Annotated in this window: 33 protein-coding genes; 8 read left to right on the top strand and 25 right to left on the bottom strand. The window is 61.3% G+C overall.

What is annotated here, in order from left to right; translation table 11 throughout:
- Window positions 1-202: 202 nt before the first annotated feature.
- The 16 genes from HGP13_RS21900 to HGP13_RS21825 all read right to left on the bottom strand — a co-directional run bounded on the left by HGP13_RS21900 (window position 203) and on the right by HGP13_RS21825 (window position 9,779).
- Entirely contained in the window at window positions 203-448 is a 246-nt protein-coding gene (locus HGP13_RS21900) for a hypothetical protein (protein ID WP_172228983.1), read from the bottom strand.
- Window positions 441-800: an HNH endonuclease gene (locus HGP13_RS21895; protein WP_172228981.1), complete on the bottom strand. Its 360-nt coding sequence runs from the start codon at window positions 798-800 to the stop codon at window positions 441-443. The genes HGP13_RS21900 and HGP13_RS21895 overlap by 8 nt, the downstream gene beginning before the upstream one ends.
- Window positions 797-2,329, bottom strand: coding sequence for a terminase TerL endonuclease subunit (locus tag HGP13_RS21890; RefSeq protein ID WP_172228979.1), 1,533 nt, complete (start codon window positions 2,327-2,329; stop codon window positions 797-799). Before HGP13_RS21890 ends, HGP13_RS21895 begins: the two co-directional genes overlap by 4 nt.
- Window positions 2,326-2,562: a hypothetical protein gene (locus HGP13_RS21885; RefSeq protein WP_172228978.1), complete on the bottom strand. Its 237-nt coding sequence runs from the start codon at window positions 2,560-2,562 to the stop codon at window positions 2,326-2,328. The genes HGP13_RS21890 and HGP13_RS21885 overlap by 4 nt, the downstream gene beginning before the upstream one ends.
- Entirely contained in the window at window positions 2,559-2,825 is a 267-nt protein-coding gene (locus HGP13_RS38015; RefSeq protein ID WP_246707088.1) for a P27 family phage terminase small subunit, read from the bottom strand. Before HGP13_RS38015 ends, HGP13_RS21885 begins: the two co-directional genes overlap by 4 nt.
- Before the next feature lie 280 nt (window positions 2,826-3,105).
- Window positions 3,106-3,666 carry a hypothetical protein gene (locus HGP13_RS38010; RefSeq protein WP_246707087.1) on the bottom strand — a complete coding sequence of 187 codons (561 nt, stop codon included), beginning with the start codon at window positions 3,664-3,666 and terminating at the stop codon, window positions 3,106-3,108.
- Window positions 3,663-4,604, bottom strand: a complete 942-nt coding sequence (locus HGP13_RS21870; protein ID WP_172228976.1) for a hypothetical protein — start codon at window positions 4,602-4,604, stop codon at window positions 3,663-3,665. The genes HGP13_RS38010 and HGP13_RS21870 overlap by 4 nt, the downstream gene beginning before the upstream one ends.
- Window positions 4,601-5,275: an ATP-dependent Clp protease proteolytic subunit gene (locus HGP13_RS21865; protein ID WP_172228975.1), complete on the bottom strand. Its 675-nt coding sequence runs from the start codon at window positions 5,273-5,275 to the stop codon at window positions 4,601-4,603. The genes HGP13_RS21870 and HGP13_RS21865 overlap by 4 nt, the downstream gene beginning before the upstream one ends.
- The gene (locus tag HGP13_RS37605; protein ID WP_172287200.1) at window positions 5,272-5,814 is read right to left on the bottom strand and encodes a hypothetical protein; all 543 of its coding nucleotides are present in this window, start codon (window positions 5,812-5,814) and stop codon (window positions 5,272-5,274) included. Before HGP13_RS37605 ends, HGP13_RS21865 begins: the two co-directional genes overlap by 4 nt.
- Window positions 5,815-5,890: 76 nt before the next feature.
- Entirely contained in the window at window positions 5,891-6,175 is a 285-nt protein-coding gene (locus HGP13_RS21855; RefSeq protein WP_172228973.1) for a hypothetical protein, read from the bottom strand.
- A gap of 1 nt (window position 6,176) precedes the next feature.
- Window positions 6,177-6,812, bottom strand: coding sequence for a helix-turn-helix domain-containing protein (locus HGP13_RS21850; protein WP_172228972.1), 636 nt, complete (start codon window positions 6,810-6,812; stop codon window positions 6,177-6,179).
- Window positions 6,799-7,533, bottom strand: a complete 735-nt coding sequence (locus HGP13_RS21845; protein WP_172228970.1) for a DUF3102 domain-containing protein — start codon at window positions 7,531-7,533, stop codon at window positions 6,799-6,801. The genes HGP13_RS21850 and HGP13_RS21845 overlap by 14 nt, the downstream gene beginning before the upstream one ends.
- Complete coding sequence (locus HGP13_RS21840) at window positions 7,511-7,717, bottom strand: hypothetical protein (protein WP_172228968.1); 207 nt, start codon at window positions 7,715-7,717, stop codon at window positions 7,511-7,513. The genes HGP13_RS21845 and HGP13_RS21840 overlap by 23 nt, the downstream gene beginning before the upstream one ends.
- Complete coding sequence (locus HGP13_RS21835; RefSeq protein WP_172228966.1) at window positions 7,718-7,918, bottom strand: AlpA family phage regulatory protein; 201 nt, start codon at window positions 7,916-7,918, stop codon at window positions 7,718-7,720.
- Window positions 7,919-8,023: 105 nt separating this feature from the next.
- Complete coding sequence (locus tag HGP13_RS21830; RefSeq protein WP_172228964.1) at window positions 8,024-8,623, bottom strand: hypothetical protein; 600 nt, start codon at window positions 8,621-8,623, stop codon at window positions 8,024-8,026.
- Complete coding sequence (locus tag HGP13_RS21825) at window positions 8,607-9,779, bottom strand: site-specific integrase (RefSeq protein ID WP_172228962.1); 1,173 nt, start codon at window positions 9,777-9,779, stop codon at window positions 8,607-8,609. The genes HGP13_RS21830 and HGP13_RS21825 overlap by 17 nt, the downstream gene beginning before the upstream one ends.
- A 371-nt stretch (window positions 9,780-10,150) precedes the next feature.
- Between HGP13_RS21825 and HGP13_RS21820 the strand changes: the two genes are divergently transcribed.
- Window positions 10,151-10,690, top strand: a complete 540-nt coding sequence (locus HGP13_RS21820) for a J domain-containing protein (protein WP_172228960.1) — start codon at window positions 10,151-10,153, stop codon at window positions 10,688-10,690.
- An 81-nt stretch (window positions 10,691-10,771) separates the two neighbouring features.
- Here HGP13_RS21820 and HGP13_RS21815 read toward each other — a convergent pair whose 3' ends face one another.
- Complete coding sequence (locus HGP13_RS21815; protein ID WP_172228958.1) at window positions 10,772-11,005, bottom strand: hypothetical protein; 234 nt, start codon at window positions 11,003-11,005, stop codon at window positions 10,772-10,774.
- Between the two features lie 346 nt (window positions 11,006-11,351).
- Here HGP13_RS21815 and HGP13_RS21810 point away from each other — a divergent pair, with 346 nt between their 5' ends.
- Window positions 11,352-12,152 carry a sterol desaturase family protein gene (locus tag HGP13_RS21810; RefSeq protein ID WP_172228956.1) on the top strand — a complete coding sequence of 267 codons (801 nt, stop codon included), beginning with the start codon at window positions 11,352-11,354 and terminating at the stop codon, window positions 12,150-12,152.
- 68 nt (window positions 12,153-12,220) lie between these two features.
- On the opposite strand, the gene HGP13_RS21805 is transcribed toward HGP13_RS21810, so the two are convergent.
- Window positions 12,221-12,697, bottom strand: coding sequence for a plastocyanin/azurin family copper-binding protein (locus HGP13_RS21805; protein WP_172228954.1), 477 nt, complete (start codon window positions 12,695-12,697; stop codon window positions 12,221-12,223).
- 279 nt (window positions 12,698-12,976) lie between these two features.
- On the opposite strand from HGP13_RS21805, the gene HGP13_RS21800 reads away from it, so the two are divergent.
- The 6 genes from HGP13_RS21800 (at window position 12,977) to rimO (ending at window position 17,467) form a co-directional block, all read left to right on the top strand.
- Window positions 12,977-13,255 carry a PepSY domain-containing protein gene (locus HGP13_RS21800; RefSeq protein ID WP_172228952.1) on the top strand — a complete coding sequence of 93 codons (279 nt, stop codon included), beginning with the start codon at window positions 12,977-12,979 and terminating at the stop codon, window positions 13,253-13,255.
- Complete coding sequence (locus HGP13_RS21795; protein ID WP_348647077.1) at window positions 13,233-13,829, top strand: cytochrome b/b6 domain-containing protein; 597 nt, start codon at window positions 13,233-13,235, stop codon at window positions 13,827-13,829. Before HGP13_RS21800 ends, HGP13_RS21795 begins: the two co-directional genes overlap by 23 nt.
- Before the next feature lie 118 nt (window positions 13,830-13,947).
- Window positions 13,948-14,646, top strand: a complete 699-nt coding sequence (locus HGP13_RS21790) for a DUF2161 domain-containing phosphodiesterase (RefSeq protein ID WP_172228950.1) — start codon at window positions 13,948-13,950, stop codon at window positions 14,644-14,646.
- Window positions 14,647-14,702: 56 nt separating this feature from the next.
- Window positions 14,703-15,110, top strand: coding sequence for a DUF930 domain-containing protein (locus tag HGP13_RS21785; RefSeq protein ID WP_172228948.1), 408 nt, complete (start codon window positions 14,703-14,705; stop codon window positions 15,108-15,110).
- A gap of 191 nt (window positions 15,111-15,301) precedes the next feature.
- Window positions 15,302-15,988, top strand: a complete 687-nt coding sequence (locus HGP13_RS21780; RefSeq protein ID WP_172228946.1) for a TerC family protein — start codon at window positions 15,302-15,304, stop codon at window positions 15,986-15,988.
- Window positions 15,989-16,153: 165 nt separating this feature from the next.
- Window positions 16,154-17,467: a 30S ribosomal protein S12 methylthiotransferase RimO gene (rimO, locus tag HGP13_RS21775; protein ID WP_172228944.1), complete on the top strand. Its 1,314-nt coding sequence runs from the start codon at window positions 16,154-16,156 to the stop codon at window positions 17,465-17,467.
- 70 nt (window positions 17,468-17,537) lie between these two features.
- Here the strand turns inward: rimO and HGP13_RS21770 are convergent, their stop codons facing one another.
- From HGP13_RS21770 to HGP13_RS21740, 7 genes are all read right to left on the bottom strand, one after another.
- Window positions 17,538-18,605 carry a BMP family ABC transporter substrate-binding protein gene (locus HGP13_RS21770; protein WP_172228942.1) on the bottom strand — a complete coding sequence of 356 codons (1,068 nt, stop codon included), beginning with the start codon at window positions 18,603-18,605 and terminating at the stop codon, window positions 17,538-17,540.
- Window positions 18,606-18,654: 49 nt separating this feature from the next.
- Window positions 18,655-19,575 carry an ABC transporter permease gene (locus HGP13_RS21765; RefSeq protein ID WP_172228940.1) on the bottom strand — a complete coding sequence of 307 codons (921 nt, stop codon included), beginning with the start codon at window positions 19,573-19,575 and terminating at the stop codon, window positions 18,655-18,657.
- The gene (locus HGP13_RS21760; RefSeq protein ID WP_172228939.1) at window positions 19,575-20,705 is read right to left on the bottom strand and encodes an ABC transporter permease; all 1,131 of its coding nucleotides are present in this window, start codon (window positions 20,703-20,705) and stop codon (window positions 19,575-19,577) included. The genes HGP13_RS21765 and HGP13_RS21760 overlap by 1 nt, the downstream gene beginning before the upstream one ends.
- Window positions 20,702-22,279, bottom strand: a complete 1,578-nt coding sequence (locus HGP13_RS21755) for an ABC transporter ATP-binding protein (protein WP_172228938.1) — start codon at window positions 22,277-22,279, stop codon at window positions 20,702-20,704. Before HGP13_RS21755 ends, HGP13_RS21760 begins: the two co-directional genes overlap by 4 nt.
- 133 nt (window positions 22,280-22,412) lie before the next feature.
- On the bottom strand, window positions 22,413-23,390 hold the full coding sequence (locus HGP13_RS21750) for a quinone oxidoreductase (RefSeq protein ID WP_172228937.1): 978 nt from the start codon (window positions 23,388-23,390) through the stop codon (window positions 22,413-22,415).
- A 27-nt stretch (window positions 23,391-23,417) separates the two neighbouring features.
- The gene (gene pcsA, locus HGP13_RS21745) at window positions 23,418-24,224 is read right to left on the bottom strand and encodes a phosphatidylcholine synthase (protein WP_172234803.1); all 807 of its coding nucleotides are present in this window, start codon (window positions 24,222-24,224) and stop codon (window positions 23,418-23,420) included.
- 23 nt (window positions 24,225-24,247) lie between these two features.
- A complete protein-coding gene (locus HGP13_RS21740) occupies window positions 24,248-24,862 on the bottom strand; it encodes a DUF1326 domain-containing protein (RefSeq protein ID WP_172228936.1) in 615 nt (204 codons plus the stop codon).
- Window positions 24,863-24,873: the final 11 nt, after the last annotated feature.

Below are 24,873 nucleotides of genomic sequence, written 5' to 3'. Positions count from 1 at the left end.
CCGGTCCCCGCCGCGAGACTGAGCCCAAATTCCTTGAACTTGTCGCCGGCAAGAGCCGTCCTTTCCTCTACCGCGGCAATGCTCTTGCGCATCCGGGCGGACTGCTGCTCGACCGTGGTCGCGCTGGCAGTGAAGCCAGACGCGAACTTGCTCGCGTTCGTCGAAAGATCGATGCTGATCGAGCCAACCGTCGCAACCATGTTCAGGCACTCCCCTGAGTTTCAATAGCTTCGACCTCGGCCGTCAGCTGCGCGCCATGGGCAGCCAGAAAGGCACCCATCGCTGTTTCAGTTTCTTCAAGGGCCTCGAGTCCGGATCCCGTGATCAGGAAGGCCGCTTCGATGCCGGCGATGATCAGGTTGCGGGCGATCGCAAGCTGTTGCTCACGGCGTGCCGCGTCGGCCGCTTCCGCGCGCTCGGTCCAGTAGGTTTGCGGTTTCTTAATCATTGCTTGACGCTCCCGGCTTGCGATTGGCAGGATGGGACGGATCGACCGGCCAGCCGTCGACGCCGATCTCGTTGGAGAAACCGCGCTTCTCTTCGGACTGGATTGGACCGTCGTGGCAGGGCTGGCAGACGGACTGAAAAGGTCCGCCGTAGAAGTTGGTTTTCTTCGTCTCTGGGTCGACGTGGTGGCAGACCGTGGCGCGCTCGACGCGGCCGCGCTGCAGGCATGGTTGGCATAGCGGGTGCTTGTTCAGCTGTCCGGTGCGAATCGCCTGCCAATACGCGGTCTTGTAGAGCTTCCGATAAGCTTCGGCTTCGGGACTGCGGCGGTCTTTCCTGGCCATGGCGATCACCCGACAAACAACATTTGATACGTCGGCTTGGGCGCCTCTTTGTGGGTGCCTGCGACGCTCATGGCCATAGCGAGAGCAACCATGCCGTCGATGCGACCGTGCGACTTGGACTTCGACAGCTTTCTATTACCGGCCGGGTCCGTCTGCACCGTGGCGTTGGCCGCGCACATGCCTAGAACGGGATGGTTGCCGTGAGCGATCTTGCCGTTGAGGATGGCGCTTTCCAATTCGCGCAGCGCCGGCGACATGGACTGGAAGCCCTGTCCCATCTGCTCGAAAACGGCGTTGTCGCCTTCTAGCTGTGCCTCGGTGAAGCCGACCTTTGCCAGGTAGGGCTTGAGGTGCCGCCAGTTCCAACGGTCAAAGGCGATCTTTCGAACGTCGAGGTGGTCGAAGATGGCCGCCAGCGCCTTGGCGACATACTCATAGTCGACTGTCGGGCCGGGCGTCGGCGTAAGGAACCCTTCCTTCGCCCACACGTCATAAGGCACCCGATCATGGCGGGCTTTCTCGCGTAGGCTTGCACCAGGCAGCCAGAACGTCGGTTTGACGTTCCAGACGTCATCGAAGGGCGCGACCAACACCAGGGCCGTGAGATCGTTCACTTCCGACAGGTCGAGGCCGCCATAGACCGGCCGGCCCTTGAAATCCGCGGCGACCGGGCCGCCGCATTCCTGCCATGCGCCGCGCGAGACAAACGGGCTGCTCGCCTCGACGCGCTGGTTTAGCGTGTAGTTTCTGAACAAGGGTTCCTGGGACGATAGGCGCCGGGCGTTCTCGGCTTGCTTACGCACCTCGTCAGCGTTCAGGAAGTCGCCGAAGGCCGGGTTCGCCTGAAGCAGCGCCTCATCGGAAAACGGATCGATCGACATGTCGGCCGAATAGAGGCTGATCACGGTATGGGGATCATGCCCGGCGAGCGCGTCGTCGATCAGGATCGAGAGCAGATCCGAGTCGTTCGGCGCCTGGGTCGAGATGATCACGCTCATCGGCGCTTCATGGGCGCCCATTGCATTTTCGACGGCGTTGTAAAGTTCGGAAACCGGGCCGCGCACCTGACCAAGCTCGTCATGAACGGCAAAGATCGGGGATTGTCCGTGTGCCGTCGAGGCCTCGGCCGAGAGCGCCTTGTAGAGCGTTCCCAAGGTCGGCGCGTGCAGCTGCTTGACGGTATCGCGGATGACGATCGCCGCGTCCAAACTTGGACTGAAGCGCACCATCTTCGCAGCGAGACCGAACAGCACAGCCGCCTGTTCCTTCGATTGCGCCGTGCTCGGAAGCTGGGTGTTCGGGATCGCCTCCGGGCCGCACGTATGCAGCAGCAGCAGACAGCCGGCCAGCGATGTTTTGCCGTTCTTCTTTCCAAACGAAATGATCGCCAGGCGCGTGCCATGCGGATTATCGTAGATCTTGCGGAGATCGTCCTTCTGCCAAGGCCGCAACCGTACGGGCTTGCCAATGTCCTTGCCTTCGGGAACCCGACAGAAATCCTCAATCCACCTGATATTTCGCTCGGCCCGGCTGATCATGATAGGTCCTCGAGTTGCTGGCGGACTTCCCAGGATGCCGACCACGCCTGGCTCCAGGCAGTGCCATCGTGGCGCGCCCAGTCAGGCGCGAGAGGCCCGTCGACGTCCAATGGGTTCGGCTCCCATGGCTTCAGGTCCAGCGCCTGACCGAGAGCAAGCCGATCGCCTGCGCGGAAGGCTTCCACGGCGTGGTCGCTGAAGCCGGTTCGTACCTTGGAGATGCGGCGCTTCATCGATTGCTCCGAATGGCCGGCGCGCGCGGCGCTTCCTTGGGTCCTTCCGCGTCAAGGTCGAGTTCCCGCATCGCCCGCATGAAGGCGGTGCGCGCATCGCGCTCGACCGACACTTCCGGCCGCACCTTCACGTTGCCGCGCGCATCCTTGAAGCTGAGGCCATGCCGCGCGATGGCGCGCCTCGCTTGCTCTTTGCGGTCCCACGACTCGGCCGCAGCGATCAAAACCTTGATGTGCCAGCTTTCGAGCTCGAACTCGGCCACGATGGCCTCGAACCACTTGCGTGTCTGTGGTGACAGGTGCGACGGCGCCGGCGGCACTTTCGGTGCTGGCCTGGTCGCCACAGGGTTCGGGCTGGCTGGCGTCTCGGAGACGATGGCCGAATGTGCCGATGATTTTGGACCGCGAGCACCCATTTTCAGCCGCCCCTACGCGCACACGGAAGAAACCGGAGGACCAGAACGCGCAAGAGAGCGTCGGGAGTCGGTCCGCTGTGTTGTCCGGCAAGGTCGGAATGTCCCCCCCAAGGGTTCGAGATCGCGCTCACAGCCGCACCCACTTTGTCGGATCAGCGGCGGCGCGCCATTCGTCGTCGATGATGTTCTCTTCGTCGATCGCCATCGGTAGCGCGGCAAAGGACTGAGTGAAGCATTGGTCATCGCTGGTGTAGCCGTACAGCGCGACGCTCTTGCCATCCTCGGCCAACACGACATCGACCTGATCAAGGACTGGCGCCTTGGCCTTGGCTTCCTTCGCCGCTCTGTCTGCGACGTGCCACCGCATGATGGCGCCGACGAGCATCGTCGTCTCCGCTGCCGTCGGCGCGCGCTTGAAGTGGTTCACGAACAGGCCCGCGCATCTCTTGCTGACCTGGGCAAGCTCGGCCGACACGGTGGTGTTGTCGTTCGCTGCCTTGGTCGTTGGGCTGGTGATGCTGGCCAGGGTGTCCAGCCGCCATTGATGCAGGACGAGGTAGTACGCGTCCAGCTTCGGGCAGGACAAACTCTCAGTGTCCACGCCCTCGGCCTGCAGTTCAACGGCATACGCCCGCAGCGCCTTGCGCATGGCGTCACGCAGGGTCTGGTCTGCTTCGTCGAGGGTCATGGCCTTGCGTCCTTCCCGTCTCTGCCGCGCTTGGTCATGAGCGTCCAGCTCGCCGGATTGTCTGCGCCAGGCTGCAGACCAGTCGATGTGATGTTCGAATGCCAGGAAGAGCCGCCGTAGCTGACTATGTCGCCGGGCGAATATTTGATCGTTTTGTTCCAGACGCCTGCATATTTCAGCGTGGGCCGGGCTTCCAAAGCCTCGATGCGGGCAAGCAGGTCGATCTGTTCCGACTCGCCTTCGATCTTTTCGAATTCCTCGATGCGGCCGTCGGTGCCGTGCTTCAAAACCTTGGTCACCGACCGCTGCAAGGGTTTGGCGTTGCCGCGCTGCTCGGAGACGGGACGGCTCTCGATCTCGGCGAGGCGCGTCTCCAGGGACAGGCAGCGATGCGAGAGCCACAGGAAGCTGGCCCTATCCGCTCCCATCATGTTGCACAGGAAGTCTAGCCCCACCTTTAAATCCGGGGGGAAGCCTTGTTTCCTAAAGCCTTCCGCAAAATTCGCAGACCAGTATTCGACGGAACGCCCGTATTCCTTGAAGAACACCTCATCCTTGTCGGCCTTGCTGCCCGTCCTGAGGACGTCAGCAGGATACTTCGGGACGCCGGCCTTTAGAGCCTGCTCGTTTATCTCCCAAGCGCGGTGTTGAACCGGCGCGGCGGCGGGAGCAGCCGGTTGCTTTGGCTCGATCCAGATTCCCGCCATGCGCTCGGCACGCTCGGCCTGGAGTTTCGTCCGGCGATCTATGGCAGCACGCATAGCCTTCCCGACGGCGCGCCACCGATCATCGTCGAGCTTCTGCTCAGCATCTTTCTCGTCCACCGCCAGTAGCTTGATCGCAGCGTCGAGTTCATCGATTTCCCGGTTGACCTTGCTCAGGCCGGCCTGGTGCGGGTCGCCGATAACGACTGGCTTTGAGGCTGCTGGCTTTTTCATAGCGGCATCTCAATGGCGTGAATGAGCTTGTTCGCCAGGCACCATTGAAGCGACTGCCGCTCGTCCTTTGCTGCCTCGATCGCCAATGCGGCGAGGTCGGCGCCACTGCGATCGGCGATGACGTTGAGGTACAAGCTGTCAGTCTGCCGCAGCCGGCGGGCTGCCTCGATGTGCCTGTACATCGTCCAACGATCGCGCGGGTCGGGAAGGTCAGCGGTCAAGTGAAGCATAAATTCTGTAGTCGATGATGCGACGCGGCGATCGCATCCCATCGCCACCAGCACACCGGCACTCATGCACCGCCGGCCGAGCTTGGCGTGCGTCATGCCAGGATGCCACCGGATGCTGCGGTGGATCCTGACAGCGGCATCGTAATCACCGCCTTGGCTGTCGATATGGACGCGGATTGCCGGCGAGAGCCGAGCCGCTTCCAACTGGTCGTGCACGCTCAAGGCCATGACGTCATCGATGTCGCCAACGATGTGAATTTCCGCCACATCAACGACGGACATATTCGCACTGTCGCGATCAATTTCAGCCTTGGCTCGAACTTCACCCATCAGCCACTCGGCCGGCTGCAGGGCGCCGCTTTTCCGTACCAGCGCAGCCGGCAGGAATTCGCCAACTTGCTGCTCAAGCGCGGCGATGCGGGAGAGGAGATCGTCGGTCAAAGTCTTGCCCCGATCATTTTGCGAACGGCACTGAAAGCCACCGTTTCAATCAACCGCTTGGCGGCCGCTGCATCTTTGACGAGGCCGGGCATCTCGACGTGGCGCTCGCGTGCTTCGGCGCCGAGCGAAGCGGCGATGTCGAGCAACTCGAGTGTTAAGTCGAGGTGGACGGTGATCGCGGCACCTAGACCTTCGATGTCGCCGGCAAGGTTTTCGCGGACGTGGTCGACATAGGCGGTCTTCTGTCGATCGAACTCGCCGGCTGCTGCTTGATCGCGGCCTTGGGCGGCGGCAATCTCGGCGTTGAGGCTTTCCAGCATGCTGCGAAAGGTTTCGGCAGGGATCCGTGCCGTGGTCGGGCTGTCGACCTCTGCCTGGAGCTTCATCGTTTCGCGGCGCTCGACCAGGGAACGCAGTTCCGCCGTTGCATGGCGCGCCTCCCGTTCGGCTGCGAGAAATTCTGAGCTAGGCCGGGGAAGCTTCAACGCGCTCGTAAAATATGACACGTCGTGCGCAGCAGGTTTGAAAATCGCTAGCAATTGAGCGCTCCGGCGAGAGGAAATTTCCTGTGCGCCGAATCTACATCAGGGCGGCTAGCCGTAACCGAAAACGGAGTTACGCATAATTTTTCTCGAATTTTCGGCACATAAGGCTGAACGCTTCGCGCAGTTTATCGGGATCGTGCTCGTCCTGTGGATTTAGAATTTCAGCCTCGATCAAGGCAGTGCGCATGGCGCTGCCGATCAGCTCTTGAGCGGTAATTGCGTCCACGCGGCCAACCTGGTGTTTGAAGTGCGCATTGCGACAGTTCACGCCGCAAAACTTCGCATCGGACCTCTTGCCCTCAAGGCTGCCGCTGCACTGCTGGCAGACGCGGCCGGCGGGGTTGCCGCGCTCCATCTCAGCCAGCCCTCGTTGCGGCCGAATAGGCGTTGATAGGGGTCGCGCGTGTAGACGCTGAATCTTCCTCGTTCAGTGCCGTCTTTTCACTGATCTCTTCTGTTCCATCCTTATAAGGCGGTCTATCGTGGACCGGTGTGGAGCGGTCTATCGTAGACCGGTTGGAGCGGTCTGCCGTAGACCGGTCTAACTGCTGCTGTTGCTTGCGTGCCTTCCCGTCCCGAAGCTGTCTCGGCATTGCTCGGAGCGGCTGTTGTGATTCCTCAAGTTGCTCGTAGGCCCAAAACATTTCGAGCTTGTAGGCGAGTCCGCGCTTCTGCCTGGTGATCTTCGACTGTTCCACGTCGTCGAGTTGCGAGATCCTGCAGTAGCTGATCGCCCCCGAGCCCTTGAGCGCTCGAACACCCTTTCGAACCTGGCCGGAGTCGGCAACGCCGGCATACTGCGCAAGCGTCTGTTGCGACGGCCATGCAATGTTTCCATCGTTCGCGTGCTGCATGAGCACGTTGGCGATGCGAAGCTGTAGGGGGGAGTGTTTATGCCAATGAGACAGCCCAACGGCGATCGACCAGTCGAACTTGTTCAAGTCGACCAGTTCCTTCTCCCACGGCAGGCGCTTGCGATCAGGCTTGGCCACCGGCGCCACCAGCAAGCGAAGCGACCTCGGCCTCGATGTCCTCTAACGTCTTGTCGGCGTTCGCCTCAATGAACGCGCGCCAGGCGTCCCTATGAGCGCCGGAAGGCTGTTTCATTTTGAAAAATGCGCGATACCGCTCGCCGCGATCGCCCAGCCACTCTGATGGCGTTTTCCAGTTCTGCCGAGCCAGCCAATGACAGTGGCTCTCGGCGGCTCCAAGCGATAAGCCGTCTCGGACGGCCATGATCATGTAAAGCGCCCATTCCCGCAGATCGTCCTTGGACTTCTCCGTGAAGGGGTCTGGGTAGGAGAGGGTGATCACCTCGGCGGCGGCCTTGATGCCCAAAAACGAAACCATTTCGGATTTGAGGCCGAGCTTGGCGATCTTCATATAAAATTGCGCCGACCGTTCGGATATGTGGCAGTGCCCTTTCAGCCAGGGCAACCACTCGCCGTGCTTGACCAGCGACTTCGCCTCGATGAGCGCGTGGCCGGCTTCGATAGCCCGCTCTGCGGCAGTCTTGGCAGCGTCGAGCGCTCCGATATGCGCCTCGGCAATCTGTGCGGCGAGTACCGGCAGCCGATTTGATAGCGATGGTTTCCCTTGAAAATCAGCGCGGTTACCGCTAACTTCAAGGGTATCGACTGCCTGCCCAACTGCTTCGCGAGACCCGCCCTGGCCGGCGGGTTTTCGTTGATTAGGAGGTGCGGTGGTTGTCATTGGCAACACCTCCCGCTCGAATAGAATTGGCCAGCCTAAGCGCGGCACAGGCGCCCTGAGCGTCGAGTGGGTAGCGGCTGCGGATTTCCACGACTGCAGGCCGCGGGCGCTGTGCCTTCGGCGTCTCGATGAGGAAGCGAGCGGCTTCCTGGACGACGAGATCGGGATCGAGATCGAAGCTCATCTATGCGGTCTCCGGCTGGCGCGCCGCGATGCGACCACGAACCCATGCATCGACTTCGGCACGGACAAAGGCGATGCGCTTCTCGCCGAGTTGGACTGCAGGCGGAAAAGCGCCTTCACGACGCATGATGTTGATGGCGCCGCGAGACAGCGAAGTCATCGCGGAAACCTGCTTGATACTGATGAGGGGATGCTCGTCCATGATGCCGTTCCTTTCGGTAGGAACGGCAATGCTGAAAATGCCGCTCCGGTTAACGGCTCTTCATGTGCGGCATAGTCAGGTCGTAAATCAAAGGTCCGAATTACGCTATTTTCTGTGAGCTCGCTTTTTTTCTGCCGGGATTGCGGAGATTTGGGCGAGATCCACGAAAACGGTCGCCTCGAAATCCTCCGCCGGGATCGACTTGAAATACTCCAAGTAGTGATCGTAACCCGCCCTTCGGACGGTCCCCTTCTCCCTCTCGTCGATCGTCCTTTTACGAAACGCTAGGATCATCTCGTGGTCAAAGCCGGTCAGCTTTGCCACATGTTTGGCAGCGTCGCTGATCGTGCGCAGGTGTAGAATTTTGTATTGAGATATTGCCGCTGAAGCGAAGGTCTTTGGCCACAATTGCGCTTCTGGCAGTGACGCGCTGGACTCTCGAAACTCTGGGGCTCGAAGATCCGTGATGCGGAGCCAGAACGGCATGGTCATCCACGGTGGTATCGCTGTCTGAGAAAGATAACGGCAAACCGCCTGGAGAGCCTTTATCTCGTCGCCATTGGCGTCTTGTAGTTCCATGCCAAGTTGAACGTGGCGATCGTACAACCGCAGCGCCTCCACTACCCGGTCGGCCAAGGCGGTTTCGTCGGCTTCGCTTAGTTCGCCCGCAGCGGCGCGCCTGAGGATTTCACCGTGATCCGTCAAGGTAAGCCTCCCAAGCCGTCATCAACTCCCGCCGCTTCTCCAGCGCCGTTGCGCGCCTGTAGGCTGCCTCTGTCTTATCCCGGAGGGCGTGAGCGAGTGCAGCCTCGGCAACGTCACGCTCGAACGCCGTGCAGTCGCCGCACCAATCGCGGAACGAGCTGCGGAGCCCGTGCAGCGTCGCCTTCTTATCCGGCGATGCCAGCCTAAGCGCCTTCGTCATCGCGGTGTCAGATATGGGCCGGTCCTCGATTCCTCCCCCGAAGACCAGCGGCGATGTGGACCGTTGGCGCATGATTTCTACAATGGCGAGCGCCCGGTCGGTGAGCGGCACCACATGTTCTTTCCCGGCCTTCATGCGATCGGCCGGTATGGTCCAGGTCTTTGCCTTGACGTCGATCTCGGGGAACGTGGCGCCGCGCGTCTCGCCGGAGCGCGAGGCAGTCAGTGCAAGAAACTCGACCGCCCGCGCCGCGGTGCCTGTGGATTGGCGAAGCTTTCTGATCATCGCGGGTGTTTCGGCATACGCCAACGCCGCATGGTGGCCTCGGGAAAGCGTCTTCTGCTTCGGCATCACCTTGTCCAGCAGACCACGCCAGCGAGCCGGGTTGGTCGCTGTGCGCCACTCATGGGCGATGGCGTAGTCGATGACAGCCTGTATGCGTGACCGGAGCCTGTCGGCCGTCTCAGGCCTCTCTGTCCAATGGGGCAAGAGACATTCCTTCACGTCCCCGAGCACGATGTCGGCGACCGGCATTTCGTGAAGCGGCTTGGCATATTCGCGGAGCGTCATTTCCCACTGAGCTTTGTGCTTCATGTTCTTCCAGTCGCCGGCCTTGGCCTTCAGCAACTCATCCATGCAGTGCTCGAATGTGATGACGCGCGGCGGCTTGCTGGTCGCGCGCAATTCCTCGCCTCGGGCAAGCTTCTGTCGAAATATGTCGGCCTTCTCCCGGGCCAGAGCGACAGACACCGGTGCCGTCCCCTGCCCGTATCCGCCCAGGCCGAGTTCAGCCCGCTTGCCGGCGCGCTTGTAAATGAAAAACCACTGCTTCGATCCGCCCTTGCGGACACGCAGGAAAAGCCCGTCGCCGTCGCTGTATATGCCCGCCTTGTCGAGCTTCTTCAGGCCTGCTTCAGATAGCTTGTGCCTAGACATTTCATGTCCCGTTGCCATAACCGCATACGTGACATTATTGATTTTATTGCTGTTTACAATGGGTTATGAGCCATAAAAGCGGCAGAAACGGCGGAACGGCGGGCACTCCCTCCGCCATACGGCTCCAGCGTACAAAAAATACGGCCATCGTAAGGCAACTGGCCTATGCAGTGCGGCGGTATCTGTCGACCCACACTTCTGTCCATTGAGCGCTATTGGTCCTCCCAGCAGACAGAAGCCGGCCATCAGACCAAAGTCTTGGCTGCCGCAAGAAATGGTCCGACGTAACTGCTTTGGTTCCGAGCTTGTCCACTGGATGTTCATTATTTTAGCCGATACGAATATATGATTGCGTTGGAGGGAGCGCCGCGATGTTCGTTGACTACTACGAAGTTCTGGAAGTTAGCCCGAACGCCAACTCCGAAACGTTGGAACGGGTGTTTCGTTATTTCGCCATGCGTTACCATCCCGACAATCAGGCCACCGGCGATGAATCCCGCTTCAGCGAAATCGTGGAGGCTCACAATACGCTCAAGGATCCTGTCAAACGTGCGCAATACGACATCCAGTACAGGGACCATGCGGGTCTGCGTCGGGAACTGGCCGACGAAGCCGCAAACCCCAAAGGCATGGAGCGTGACGTCGTAATTCAAGCAAAACTGCTGGCACTTCTCTATGTAAAACGCAGACAAGACGTCAACAATCCTGGCATTGGAGACGTAGAGCTTGAACGATTGTCAGGCTGCCCGCGAGAGCACCTTGAGTTTCATCTCTGGTATCTCAAGGCAAAAGGTTGGATAGCAAGGATCGAGAACGGGACGATCGCGATAACTGTTGAGGGTGTCGACCGCGCCAATTCCGAACAGCGTCGCGACCCGACCACCAAACTCCTGGACCATACAGCTTCTTGAACCGCGCACTCGATCGTGGCGGTCGGCAACCGTGGTGGCGCGGCGGTGACGAGCCCGCGCAACGCCAGGCGATTGCCTCAATCAATCGGATCTCTGACTACGCTCCGCGATAGCAAATGCCTGCAGGTTCTTGGCCTTGCCGATGTCCTGATCCGCATTTGCGATGATTGAAAAGAAGGCCGCTCTCGCTATGTCCTTCTTCGAAGCTTTAGGGTGCGCTTTCTGGGCTGCCTTGACAAGCTGCTTGGGAGACATGTCGGGCGTGACGATCCTCATGAGGGTGTCGCCGATCGCAATCATTTCACTTGTGTCCATGACGGGGGTGTCCTGCGCTGATCGTAGAGCCACAATAGCAAGGACAATTCGCGACTGCCAAGCAAGACGGCATCTGAAATAGAAAACCCCGCCGGCAGGGAACCGGAGGGGTTGGTCTTGGGAGGACGCGCGGCACGCGCTGCGTTCGTCGACCGCACATCGCTGAGATATCGCCCGGTTGCGACACCGATGTGACAGGCCGGTGAGCGTCTCGATCACATCCCGGGTCGCGACCGTGACCACGTGGGACCGGCATCAAGCCTTTGGAAAGGAGAAATGTGGTTCTGTCCGAAAGCTGAAGCGCGAGCGGGTGCTGGCCAACGGCAAAGGCAACAGAGGCGGGCAAATGGATATATTTGGCATCAAGGCGCTGTTGATCTCCGCGTTGATCTTCATTCCGTTCGAACATCTGTTCCACGAACGGCCCCAGAAGACCCTCCGCAAGGGCCTGGGTGTCGATCTGATCTATGTGCTGTTCAACGGCCTCATCATAAAAGTGGTCATCGTTCTGATCGCGGCCAACACCCTCGATGCCGCTTCAATCCTGGTCCCGCAATCAATGGCGCACGCCGTCGGCAGCCAGCCCATCTGGCTGCAGGTCGCGGAAATCATCTTGATCACCGATATCGGCGTCTACTGGACGCACCGGGCCTTCCACGAAATCCCCGCGCTTTGGAAATTCCACGCCGTTCACCACGGCATCGAGGAGCTGGACTGGCTCGGCGCCTTCCACTCCCACCCGGTCGACGCAATCCTCACAAAGGCGATATCGCTGACGCCGATCTTTTTCCTCGGCTTCTCCGAAGCCTCGATCGCCGTCTTTTCGTCACTCTATTTTGGACACACGCTGCTTGTTCATTCAAACCTGCGGATTCCGTTCGGCCCCTTGAAGTGGCTGATCGCCAGCCCGCAGTTCCATCGTTGGCACCATGCCAACCAGCGCGAAGCCTATGACAAGAACTTCGCCGGGCAGCTGCCTGTCCTCGACATGGTGTTCGGCACCTACAATGCCACCGGCAACAAGGTTCCGGAAAAATATGGCGTCGATGATCCGATCCCGGCCAGTTACTTCGGCCAAGTCAGCTATCCGCTCCTGCCCCGTGAGAATCGAACCGTCCAGCGCCGAGCACCGAAGCCTGACGGCTGACATCGGCGGGTGTGAACAAAAAAAAGCCCGCCGCCCCTGATTGGCGCGGCGGGTAACTCAATCACCGCCTACTTGACCAGGATGGTCGCCCACATTCCGTTCATGAAGTGGCCGGGAATATTGCAAAAGACGGCATAGTTGCCGGGCTTGAGGTCGAGCGTCAGAGATCCGGTCTTGCCGGGGTCAAGTTCGGAGACTTCACCGAGATGGCCTGCCGCATCCTCGTTGACGCGGTTTTCATTCGGCACGTAGGGCAGCGTCGTCTTTTTGGGGTCGCTCACCGGCACCACGATCATCTCGTGGACCGTGTCCTTGGAGCTGTTCTGAACCTCGAAGGAGATTTTACCCGCGGATACGACTGTCTGATCCAGTTTGATCCTCATGGTGGCCATGCTCATGTTAGCCGGCATGCCCATCCCCATTTTCGAGTTGGGGCTCGCGACGCCTTCCTTGTCCCAAAGCTTGACGTGTACGATCGAGGTGGCGAAGGCGGGTGCCGATACGGCTAGCAGGACGAGGACCAGTCCGGTCTTGAGAGGCTGCATGTTCGAGAAGCTCCTGATCGTTTGCGGCGACCCGCAAGCGGTGGTTGGGGAATGATTCTTGGTCGCGGCGTCGGGCTAGAACAGCCAGGCTGACAAGAAGCTGACAGTGGAGGTATGGCCGGTACCACCCGGTCGCGGCACGGATGCTGCTGTCAGCCAGTTGTCAGGTTGAATTGGTTATGCCGAACCCCTGACGGTTATGCGCCGTCCGACAGGAACTGATCGACATCCCACCCACAGGCGCGACATCCGCGCCCAACCATTCCGAATGGAGCAATCATGTATCGCACTCTTCTTCTAGCCGCCCTCGCCGGCGTCATTGCAGGGCCGGCATTTGCCGCCGGCGGCAGCTGCAGCACCGCCCCAAAATCGCAGTTCAAGCCCAAGGCAACACTCGAGGCGCAATTGACCGGCGAAGGCCTCACTGTCCGCCAGATCAAGGTCGAGAAGGGCTGCTACGAAGTTTACGCGGTCGACAAGGCCGGTAAGAAGGTGAACCTGGCCTACAATGCCGAGACCCTTGAAAAGCTCGACAATGCCGAAGCCGGCGAAAACTGATCCGAGCGGTTCGGCAGTCATGGACGCGCACCGATCGCCAGAAATGGTGCGCGTCTGGGACCGGGTCGTACGCAGCTTCCACTGGGCGCTGGTTCTGAGCTTCGTCATCGCCTGGCTCACCTCGCATTCTTCCGAGATCATTCATCACTGGGCTGGCTATGCCGCTGCCGCCCTCGTCGCGATGCGGCTCTTGTGGGGATTCGTGGGCACGCCCTACGCGCGGTTCGCCCAATTCGTGCGCGGTCCGGCGACGGTGCTGCGCTATCTCTTGGCAATAGTCAGCGGTCGTGAGGCCCGCTATATCGGCCACAATCCTGCCGGCGCCGCGATGGTAATCGTGCTGATTGGAACAATGGGGTCGACCGCACTCACCGGCTGGTTGATGACAACGGACGCCTATTTCGGCGTAACGTGGGTCGAAGCGGCGCACAGCCTGGCGGCGCACAGCCTGCTCGTGCTGGTCCTTTTCCATCTGGGCGGCGTCGCGCTGGCCAGCTTTCGCCATCGCGAAAACCTGGTCCGGGCCATGATAACCGGGCGAAAACGTAAGGCCGAACCGGCCGATATCGCCTAATCGTCCGCCTATCGATCGCGGTGTTGCCCGATTCGCGGGGCATCGACCAGCTCGACAGATGGCTTTGGGCGGTCGCGGGCAGAAGGTTTTTTGCGCCGAATCGGCTAAGCCTTGAGGGATGAACGAGACCTCACTCTATGCGCCGGTGAAGCGGTTTCTCGAAAGTCTCGACTTCGTCGTGAAGGGGGAGATTGGCGGCTGCGACATCGTCGCGCTGCGCGAGGGCGAGCCGCCGGTGGTCGTCATCTGCGAATTGAAGCTGCAGTTCAATCTCGAACTCGTGCTGCAAGCCGTCGACCGTGCCGCCGCTTGCGACGAGGTCTGGCTGGCGGCGCGCATGTCGGCACGTGGCAAGGGGCGCGAAAGCGACGCCCGGTTCCGCAATCTCTGCCGTCGGCTTGGCTTCGGCGTGCTTGGCGTGACAGCCAGTGATAAGGTCGAAGTGCTTGTCAGTCCCGCCGCGCCGGAGCCGCGCAAGAACGCACGGCGGCGCTCCCGTCTTGTCGATGAGCATCAGCGTCGCCGCGGCGATCCCGTCGCCGGCGGTGGATCGCGCAATCCGATCATGACCGCCTACCGCCAAAGCGCCCTCACCTGCGCCGCCGCGATGGTTGACGGACCCAGGCGACCGCGCGATCTGAAGGCCTTGACGCCGATCGCGCCGAAAATCCTGCAGCATAATGTCTATGGCTGGTTCGCGCGCGTCGATCGCGGCCTTTACGACCTCACCGATGCCGGCCGCGCCTCGCTGGTTCGTTGGCCGCAGGCCCCGAATGACGACGTCCGACACGAGATTTTGATTGCGCAGACCGCCTGAATGCGGGCGCTTACCGAGCACGAAGCGCCCCTCTTGGTTGATTTTTCAGACAAAATATGCTGCTAGTCCCGCCCATGAAGACACTCTGCATGATGGCCATTGCGTCCCTGACGCTGGCTTTTCCGGCCAGCGCAATGGACAACGCCTTGCGCAACGGCCTGATGAAACTTGATCCGCAAACACGCCTCGAGCAGCGCTGCGATGCCGAAGTCCTGGACCAGATCACGCACGATGACCGCAAGTTCAAGGCCGACCGTGTCGTCGCCTACGCCTTCGCCACGCCCGAGATGAGCGCCGATGCGATCAGGAGCCCTGGTGCGGCGTTCCGCAGCAAGGGACAATGGTATCGGCTGAAATTCAAATGCCAGACCGGTCCGGACCATATGGAGGTCCTGCAGCTGCGCTACCGGATCGGCGACGAAATTCCGGAAGCCGACTGGGCGAAGTACAATCTCTACGACTAGTTTTCCACACTCGCAGCGGCGCAAGCGTTTCGAGCTGCGAGAACTGAAAATCCCCCGGTAATCCCACTGTAACAAAAGTGGTTTCCCAACGTTGTCCGATGCGGCGTCTTGACGCCAACGGACCATGCCTTTAGGCCCGTTTGGATAGTCAACGACGAACACTTGGCGAACAGGCAAGGGCTTGCAGGTCTATGGAAATATTCACTGCCGCGGGCTTATCGGCTCTTCTTCAGGTCATAGCCATCGACCTTGCGCTTGCTGGCGACAATGCCATCGTCATCGGCCTCGCCGCGGCCGGCCTGCCAGCCGCTCAGCGCAAGCAGGCCATTCTCGTCGGCATCGCGGCGGCCACCGTTCTTCGCATTTTCTTCGCCCTGATCACGCAATGGCTGCTGACCATTGGCCCCATCCTGCTTCTCGCCGGCGGCCTGCTGCTGCTGTGGGTCTGCTGGAAGATGTGGCGCGAACTGCGTGTCAGTCATGAACAGGAGCGCGACGCGACCGAATCTCTGTCGAATGGTGATTTCGACAAGGACGGAGTCATCGGTGGCAAAGGGCCGCGCAAGACCTTCTCGCAGGCTGCCTGGCAGATCGTCATCGCCGACGTTTCGATGTCGCTCGACAACGTTCTTGCCGTAGCGGGAGCGGCGATGAACCATCCGACGGTCCTGATTGTCGGACTGGCCCTGTCGATTGCCTTGATGGGCTTTGCTGCCTCGTTCGTCGCGCGCCTCCTGCACAAATATCGCTGGATCGCCTATCTCGGCCTGGCGATTATTCTCTACGTTGCGGTGAAAATGCTGCTGGACGGTGCGGTACTGCAGTACCCCGATCACTTCGCTTTCCTGGCGCCCTGGTTGGGGTCGGGCGGGCATTGAGACGTGGTCGGCGTCGCGCTGGCGCCGGTCTTGTTTGCTTGATTGCTGAACCCGTGCTATTGCGCCGCCCAAATTGAGCTCCTGCGGGAGCCATGCAAACCGTCATATGTTGAGACTGCGGACCGGATCGGTGTTCCGGCTTCGAGTCCATTGGAAACTTGCCCTATGTCCGCCCCTCGCGTCAGTTTCGTCAGCCTTGGATGCCCTAAGGCGCTCGTGGATTCCGAGCGCATCATCACGCGCCTGCGCGCCGAAGGCTATGAGATCGCCCGCAAGCATGACGGCGCCGATCTCGTCGTCGTCAACACCTGCGGCTTTCTCGATTCCGCCCGCGACGAGTCGCTCAATGCCATCGGCTCCGCGCTTTCGGAAAACGGCAGGGTCATCGTCACCGGCTGCCTGGGCGCTGAGCCGGATGTGATCCGCGAGAAGCATCCCAACGTGCTGGCGATCACCGGGCCACAGGCCTATGAGAGCGTGATGGCCGCCGTGCATGAGGCAGCTCCGCCCTCGCACGATCCCTATATCGACCTACTGCCGCCGCAGGGCGTCAAGCTGACGCCGCGCCACTATGCCTATCTCAAGATCTCGGAAGGCTGCAACAACCGCTGCACCTTCTGCATCATCCCCGCCCTGCGTGGCGATCTCGTTTCGCGGCCGGCGGCCGATGTGCTGCGCGAAGCCGAGAAACTGGCCAAGGCCGGCGTCAAGGAGCTGCTCGTCATCTCGCAGGACACCAGCGCCTACGGGATCGACATCAAGTACCAGACGTCCATGTTCGGCGATCGCGAAGTGCGCGCGAAATTCCTCGATCTCTCGGAGGAACTGGGCAAGCTCGGCATCTGGGTGCGCATGCACTATGTCTACCCCTACCCGCATGTCGCCGATGTCATCCCGCTGATGGCCGACGGCAAGATCCTTCCCTATCTGGACATCCCGTTCCAGCATGCGTCGCCGCAGGTGCTGAAGAACATGCGCCGCCCGGCGCACGGCGAAAAGACGCTGGAACGCATCCGCGGCTGGCGGGATGTCTGCCCGGATCTCGCCATCCGCTCGACCTTCATCGTCGGCTTTCCCGGCGAGACGGACGACGATTTCGAAATGCTGCTCGACTGGCTGGACGAGGCCAAGATCGACCGTGCCGGCTGCTTCAAATATGAGCCGGTCAAGGGCGCCCGTTCCAACGACCTCGGTCTCGAACACGTGCCGCAGGAAATCAAGGAGGCACGCTGGCACCGCTTCATGCAGCGCCAGCAGAAGATTTCGGCGACGCAGCTGGCCAGGAAGGTCGGCAAGCGCCTGCCGGTACTGATCGACGATGCGCACGGCACCTCGGCGAAGGGTCGCACCAAATACGATGCGCCCGAGATCGACGGCTCGGTCCACATCCAGTCGCGCCGTCCGCTGCGCCAAGGCGACATCGTCACCGTCAAGATCGACCGTGCCGATGCCTATGACCTCTACGGTTCGGCTGTCTGAGCCTTTGTTCGGTTTCTCCAGACAATGAAAAGGGCGCCTCGCGGCGCCCTTTCCTATTCGGGTGCGCCGCTTATTGCGGCAGCTTGTCGTCGACGCCCTTCACATAGAAGTTCATGCCGAGCAGCGTGCCGTCGTCGGCGACTTCGCCGTCCTTCAGCCACGCCGAGCCGTCCTGCTTGGCGATCGGTCCGGTGAAGGGGTTCCAGCCGCCGGCGATCTTCTTCGAGGTTGCCTCGGCCATCGCCTTCACGTCGTCGGGCATGTTGGTGAAGGGCGCGAGCTTGACCGCGCCGTCCTTGATGCCGAGCCAGACATTGTCCGGCTTCCAGGTGCCGTCCAGCGCTGCCTGGACCCGGCTTGTGTAATAGGGACCCCATTCGTCGGTGAGCGAGGTCAGCTGCGCGTTCGGCGCGAACTTGATCATGTCGGACGACTGGCCGAAGCCGTGCAGCTTGCGCTCCTCGGCCACCTGCAAGGCAGCGGTCGAATCGGTGTGCTGGACGATGATGTCGGCGCCCTGGTCGAACAGCGCCTTGGCAGCGTCGGCTTCCTTGCCCGGATCGAACCACGAATTGACCCAGACGATCTTGGCCTTGAAATTCGGGTTGATCGACTGCGCGCCGAGCATGAAGGAGTTGATGCCCATCACCACTTCCGGGATCGGGAAGGAGACGATGTAGCCGGCAACGCCGGCCTTCGATTCCTTGGCGGCGATCTGGCCGAGCACGTAGCGGCCTTCATAGAAGCGCGCATTGTAGATGCCGAGATTGTCGCCGGTCTTGTAGCCAGTGGCGTGCTCGAACATCACCTTGGGGAACTTCTTGGCGACCTTTACTTCGGCGTCCATGAAGCCGAACGATGTGCCGAAGATCAGCTTGCAGCCTTCGCGCGCCAGGCGCTCGAAAGCACGGTCGGCATCGGGGCCTTCCGAGACGTTCTCCAGATAGGCGGTCTCCACCTTGTCGCCGAGCGCCTTCTCGACCTCGAGCCGGCCCTGGTCGTGCTGGTAGGAATAGCCGAAATCGCCGATCGGGCCGGTATAGACCCAGCAGGCCTTCAACTTGTCGGCAGCCTCTGCGGACGCGGCCAGCGACAAAGCCGCTGTTGTCGTCATCAGGGCAATAAGCAGTTTTTTCATTGTGTTACCTCTCTGTGTTAAGCCTCGGAGCTTCCCGTCTTTTTTATTGTCAACGATCCGGAACGAATGGCTGCCCCAGGGATGCCGGCGTGTTCATCATCGTCAGACGCTTGTTGCGCGAGATTAGAACGAGAACCACGACAGTTGCCAGATAGGGCAGAGAAGAAAGCATCTGCGAGGGCACCGGAATGCCAAAAGCCTGTGCATGAAGCTGGCCGATCCACACCGCACCGAAGATGTAGGCGCCGGCTAGCACCCGCCAAGGCCGCCACGACGCGAACACAACCAGCGCCAGTGCGATCCAGCCACGGCCCGCGGTCATGTTCTCGACCCATTGCGGCGTGTAGACGAGCGACAGGTGGCCGCCGGCCAGACCGGCGCAAGCGCCGCCGAAGATGACTGAGAGATAACGGTAGCGGATGACCTTGATACCGAGCGCGTGCGCCGATGTGTGACTGTCGCCGATCGAACGCAGCGTAAGGCCGGTGCGTGTCTTGAACAGGAACCACATGACGGAGGCGGTCAGCGCGATCGAGATGTAGAAGATCGGATCCTGGCCGAACAGCAGCTTGCCCACGACCGGGATTGAGCTAAGGCCGGGAATGTCGAGATTGGGCAGCCTGACACCGGGCTGACCGACAAAGCTCGTGCCGATCATGCCGGAGAGGCCGAGGCCGAGCAGCGTCAGCGACAGGCCGGTCGCCACCTGGTTGGTGGCCAGCGACAGCGTCATGACGGCAAACAGCAGCGAGAACAGCGCGCCCATGACGATTGCCGCCAAAAGGCCGATCCACGGCGAGCCGGTCAGATAGCCGGCGCCGAAGCCGCCGACCGCGCCCATGATCATCATGCCTTCGACGCCGAGATTGAGCACGCCGGAGCGTTCGACCACCAGTTCGCCGATCGCCGCGATCAACAGCGGGGTCGCTGCCGTGGCGATGGTCAGGAGGATGTTGACGGTGATGTCCATCAGCGGGCTTCCTTCAACTTGGGCGCGGCTTCGAGCTTCGCCGCGCCTTCTTGTTTCGTCAGCGCCAGGCCGATCACGCGGATGCGGTAGTGGATGAGCGTGTCGCAGCCGAGCACAAAGAACAAAAGCATGCCCTGAAACACCCTCGCCACCTTGTCGGAGATGCCGAGTGCGCTTTGCACCGCCTCGCCGCCGAGATAGGTCAGCGCCAGCACCAGACCCGCCGCGATGATGCCAAGCGGATTGAGGCGCCCAAGGAACGCCACGATGATGGCGGTGAAGCCGTAGCCGGGCGAGATCACCGGCTGCAGCTGCCCGATGGCGCCCGAGACTTCGGAGATGCCGGCAAGTCCGGCCAGTGCGCCAGACAGCAGGAAGGCGAAGAACACCATGCGGTTGAGGCCGAAGCCGGCGAAGCGCCCTGCCCGTGGGCTCGAGCCCAGCACGCGGACCTCGAAGCCCTTGAGCATGCGGCTCATCAGGATCCAGACCAGGACCGCGGCAACCAGCGCAAAGACGAAACCCCAGTTGGCGCGTCCGGCGTCAGGCATCAGTTCCGGCAGCACGGCCGAGTCACCGAACTGGATTGTCTGCGGGAAACCATGGCCCTGCGGATCGCGCCACGGGCCGCGCACCAGCCAGTCGAGGAAGAGTTGGGCGACATAGACCAGCATCAGGCTGGTCAGGATCTCGTTGGTATTGAACCGGGTTTTCAGAAACGCGGGGATCGCCGCATAGGCCGCACCGCCGACCATGCCGAGCAGAAGCATCAGCGGCAGCACCAGCGGGCCTTCGAATTGCGGAAACAGCACCGGAATGGCGGAGCCGAAGATGGCGCCGAAGACGAACTGGCCCTCGGCGCCGATGTTCCAGATGTTGGCCTTGTAGCAGACCGACAGGCCGACGGCGATCAGGACCAGCGGCGCCGCCTTGATCGCCAGCTCATGCAGCTGCCAGACCTGGCTGATCGGCTCGATGAAATAGATCCGGAACGCCGTAAGCGGATTGACGCCGAGCAGCGCGAACAGAACCGCGCCGGCAATGATGGTCAGCGCGAAGGCGATGAACGGCGACAGGGCCGAAAACAGTACGGAGCGCTGCGGGCGTTTGACGAGTTCGAGGCGCATCATGCCGTCTCCAGCGTGTGTTCGGCGTGGCCGGGCTCGGCGCCGCCCATCAGCAGACCGACCTTCTCGAAGGTTGCCTCGGCGATCGGCATCGGCTTGGAAAGCTCGCCATTGTGCATGACCGCGATCGAGTCCGAGATTTCGAACAGCTCGTCGAGATCCTGGCTGATCACCAGCACCGCCGATCCGCTGCGCGACAGTTCGATCAGCGCCTGCCGGATATGGGCGGCGGCACCGGCATCGACGCCCCAGGTCGGCTGGTTGACCACCATGACGCTCGGGCGGCGGTCAAGTTCGCGGCCGACGATGAATTTCTGCAGATTGCCGCCCGAAAGCGCTGCCGCTTCAGGATCCGGCGCACTCTTGCGCACGTCCATTGCCTCGATGATGCGTTGCGAGGCGGCGTAGACAGCGCCGCTCTTGACCATTCCACCAGCACCGACAAAGGCCTTGCCGTCGGTGGCATGGCGCGAGAGCAGCAGGTTTTCCGAGAGCTTCATGCGCGGCGCGGCACCATGACCGAGGCGCTCCTCCGGCACGAAGGCGGCACCCAGCAGGCGCCGTCCGGTGATGGTGAGGCCGCCCGCATCCTTGCCCCGGATGCGCACCGAGGCGGCATCCTGCTGCAACACTTCGCCGGAGACGGATTCGAAGAACTCGCCCTGGCCGTTGCCGGCGACACCGGCAATGCCGATCACCTCGCCGGCGCGGACATTGAGGTTGATGGTCTTCAGCGGAATGGAGAACGGCGTCGCCGGCTTGCGGCTGAGGTCGCGGATTTCGAGCAGCGCCTGCGCGGTTTCGATCCCCTCGACCGGTGCACGCACCACGGCCTGCACCTCGTTGCCGACCATCATGCGGGCGAGCGAGGCAGCAGTCTCCTCGCGCGGGTTGCAGTGACCGACCACCTTGCCGTGACGCAGCACGGTGGCGCGGTCGCAGATGCGTTTGACCTCTTCGAGCCGGTGCGAAATGTAGAGGATCGACTTGCCTTCCGCGCGCAGCCGCTCCAGCGTCTCGAACAGCTTGTCGGCCTCCTGCGGCGTCAGCACCGAGGTCGGCTCGTCCAGGATGATGAGCTGCGGCGTCTGCAGCAGGCAGCGGATGATCTCGATGCGCTGGCGCTCGCCGACCGACAGGTCGCCGACCAGCGTGTCCGGATCGAGCGGCAGGCCGTAGCTGTAGGAAAGCGCCCTCGCCTTGGCGGCAATGCTGCTGATCGGCGCGCCGTCATCGAGCGACAGCGCGATGTTCTCGGCCGCGGTCAGCGCCTCGAACAACGAAAAATGCTGGAACACCATGCCGATGCCGAGCTTCTTGGCAGCACCCGGGCTGGCGATCCGCACCGCCTGGCCGTTCCAGAAAATCTCGCCGGAATTGGGCTCCAGCGAGCCGAACAGCATCTTGACCAGCGTCGACTTGCCGGCGCCATTCTCGCCGAGCAGTGCGTGGATTTCACCCTTGGCGATGTTGAGGTCGATATGATCGCACGCCGTCAGCGTGCCAAATATCTTGGTCAGGCCACGAACCTCAAGCAGGTTCGCCCCGTCATGATCTGCACTCACAGTGCCTCCCATCTGGTTTGCCAGATATGTTCTGTGTTCCCGCAAGCATGGTAGGCGCCGCCGGCTCTCAACGGAAAGCGGCACGCGTCTTGAAAGAGCTTCAAGAATTTCAGCGGAAATTCAAGGGATAGCAAGCCTGGCGGGACTAAGGGATGAGAATGGTCGCCCCTGTTGTCCTGCGACCCTCAAGGTCGGCATGCGCTTTGCCCGCATCCTTCAGCGCATAGCGCTGGTTGATCTGGATCTTGACGGCGCCGCTGAGCACCACCTCGAACAGTGCGGCCGCGGAGGCATCGAGGTCCTCGCGTTTTGCATTGTAGACGAACAGCGTCGGTCTGGTCGCGAACAAGGAACCCTTCTGGGCCAGCAGCGACATCGAGAATGGTGGGATCGGTCCCGAGGACTGGCCGAAGCTGACGAACATGCCGAGCGGCTTCAGGCAGTCGAGCGAGGCCGGAAAGGTGTCGTTGCCCACCGAATCGTAAACGACGTCGCATTTTTTGCCGCCGGTGATTGCGGCAACGCCGGCGACGAAATCCTGCTCCTTGTAGTTGATGACATGGTCGAAGCCGTGCGCCTTGGCGAGCTCGATCTTGTCGGTCGAACTTGCCGTGCCGATGACGGTTGCGCCGAGATGTTTTGCCCATTGGCCGAGAATGAGGCCGACGCCGCCGGCCGCAGCATGGAACAGGATCGTGTCGCCGGCCTTCACCTTGAAGGTGCGGCGCAAGAGATATTCGGCCGTCATGCCTTTCAACATCATCGCGGCTGCCTGTTCGTCACTGATGCCTTCGGGAATCTTCACCACACGGTCGGCGGCGATGACGCGTTGCTCGGCATAGGCGCCGACATTCGTCGAATAGGCGATCCGGTCGCCAGGTTTCAGCCAGTCGACACCCTCACCGACCTCTTGCACCACGCCGGCGGCTTCGCTGCCGGGAATGAGCGGAAAACCGCCGGGCGGCGGATAGAGCCCTGAGCGATGATAGACATCGATGAAGTTGAGGCCGATGGCCGTATGCTTGACCAGGATCTGCCCCGAACCCGGCTGGCCGGGATCGGTGTCCTCATAGGTCAGAACTTCCGGGCCGCCATGGGCGTGGATGCGGATCGCTTTGGACATGGATTGGCTTCCTATGGGAGTGGCTGATCAAGCCTTCTTGGCACCGAGATTTGGAAAGAACTGCATGATGCCACCGATAGAGGCGAGGTAGAGCCCGCTGATGGTGATGCCGATCTTGATGAAAGTGCTGACCTGTTCGCCCAGCACGCCGATCTGATCATAGAAGGCGGCCAGAGCCGCCTGCGCAAGCGCAAGCGCGCCGAAGGCGCACCACAAAAGCGTCATTGTCAGATTGATGCGCCGTAGGCGCACCACCCGCACCGGATGAATGAAATTGATCGGGACGAACGTCAGAACACCGGCCACCACCACCACCGCGAACGAGACCCATTGTCCCGGCTCGATGACGAACAGCGTGAACACCACCATGTTCCAGACAACCGGGAATCCCTTGAAGAAATTCTCCTTCGTCTTCATGCCGGTGTCGGCATAATAGATCGCACTGGAGACGACGATGATCGCCGCCGACAGGAACGACAGGCCCTCGCCCATGAATCCGCGCTGGTAGAGCGCGAAGGCCGGGATCAGCACATAGGTCACATAGTCGATGATGTTGTCGAGGAGTTCGCCCGACCAGGTCGGCAGGATCTCCTTGACCTCGAGCTTCCTGGCGATCGGCCCGTCGATACCGTCGACGAACAGCGCCAGTCCAAGCCACCAGAACATCGCCGTCCAGCGTTCCTCGCTCGCCGCCACCAGTGACAGGAAGGCAAGGAACGACCCTGACGCCGTCAGCAGATGAACGGAGAACGCCCTCGCCTGCGGCCAGGTGACCTTCTTCTTCGGTCGCGGAATCCGATCGGTGAGCTTCTTGGCGGCTTTCCTTGCCGCCAAATTCCTGGCTGTTGTGTTCTTGCTCACGGGCCCCGCCAATCCAGCTTGCAGATTTCGGCCGAGCGGCCAGCAAAATTCCAGTTGCGGCCAAAGGCCCGCATCTTGCTTTTGTCGGACCTCGCCACGATGATCTCCGGCGCGATCCAGTATTCCGAATTCGTGATCACCGTATCCTTCTCGCGATCCTTGCCCGCGATTGGCGTAACGGCCCCGTCGATGATCTTCGGTATCTGGAAGATACGCGTCTTGTCCCGCGTCTCATAGGTGATCGGCACCTGTTCGACACCCAGGAATTTTCCGACCAGGATCGACAGCAGCGACGTGGTCCCGCCCGCCTTGCCGGTGAAGATCTTCGTCAATGCCTTGACCGCGTAGACCGAGGCACGTTTGTCGGCGAAGAGACCAGCGGTCCAGTTGCCGCGGCTCATATAACCGGGGATTTCCATGATCAGCCCAAGGTTGAGGCCGGAGAGGTCAACCTCGCCGAAATGACCGGCGTCGATACGGAAACCCGCCCAGGTCTGGCAATAGCCCTCGGTCGGAGGGTGACTGCCGAGCGACAGCACACAAGGGCAAAAAACCGTGCAATTGCAGGAGAGTACAAGCTCTCCTTTCATTGCCCAGCCCTGATCTGTCATTGAATTCCCCC

The sequence above is a fragment of the Mesorhizobium sp. NZP2077 genome (assembly GCF_013170805.1).
In the GTDB taxonomy this organism is placed as follows: Bacteria; Pseudomonadota; Alphaproteobacteria; order Rhizobiales; family Rhizobiaceae; genus Mesorhizobium.
This window is presented reverse-complemented; position numbering and strand designations above follow the sequence as displayed.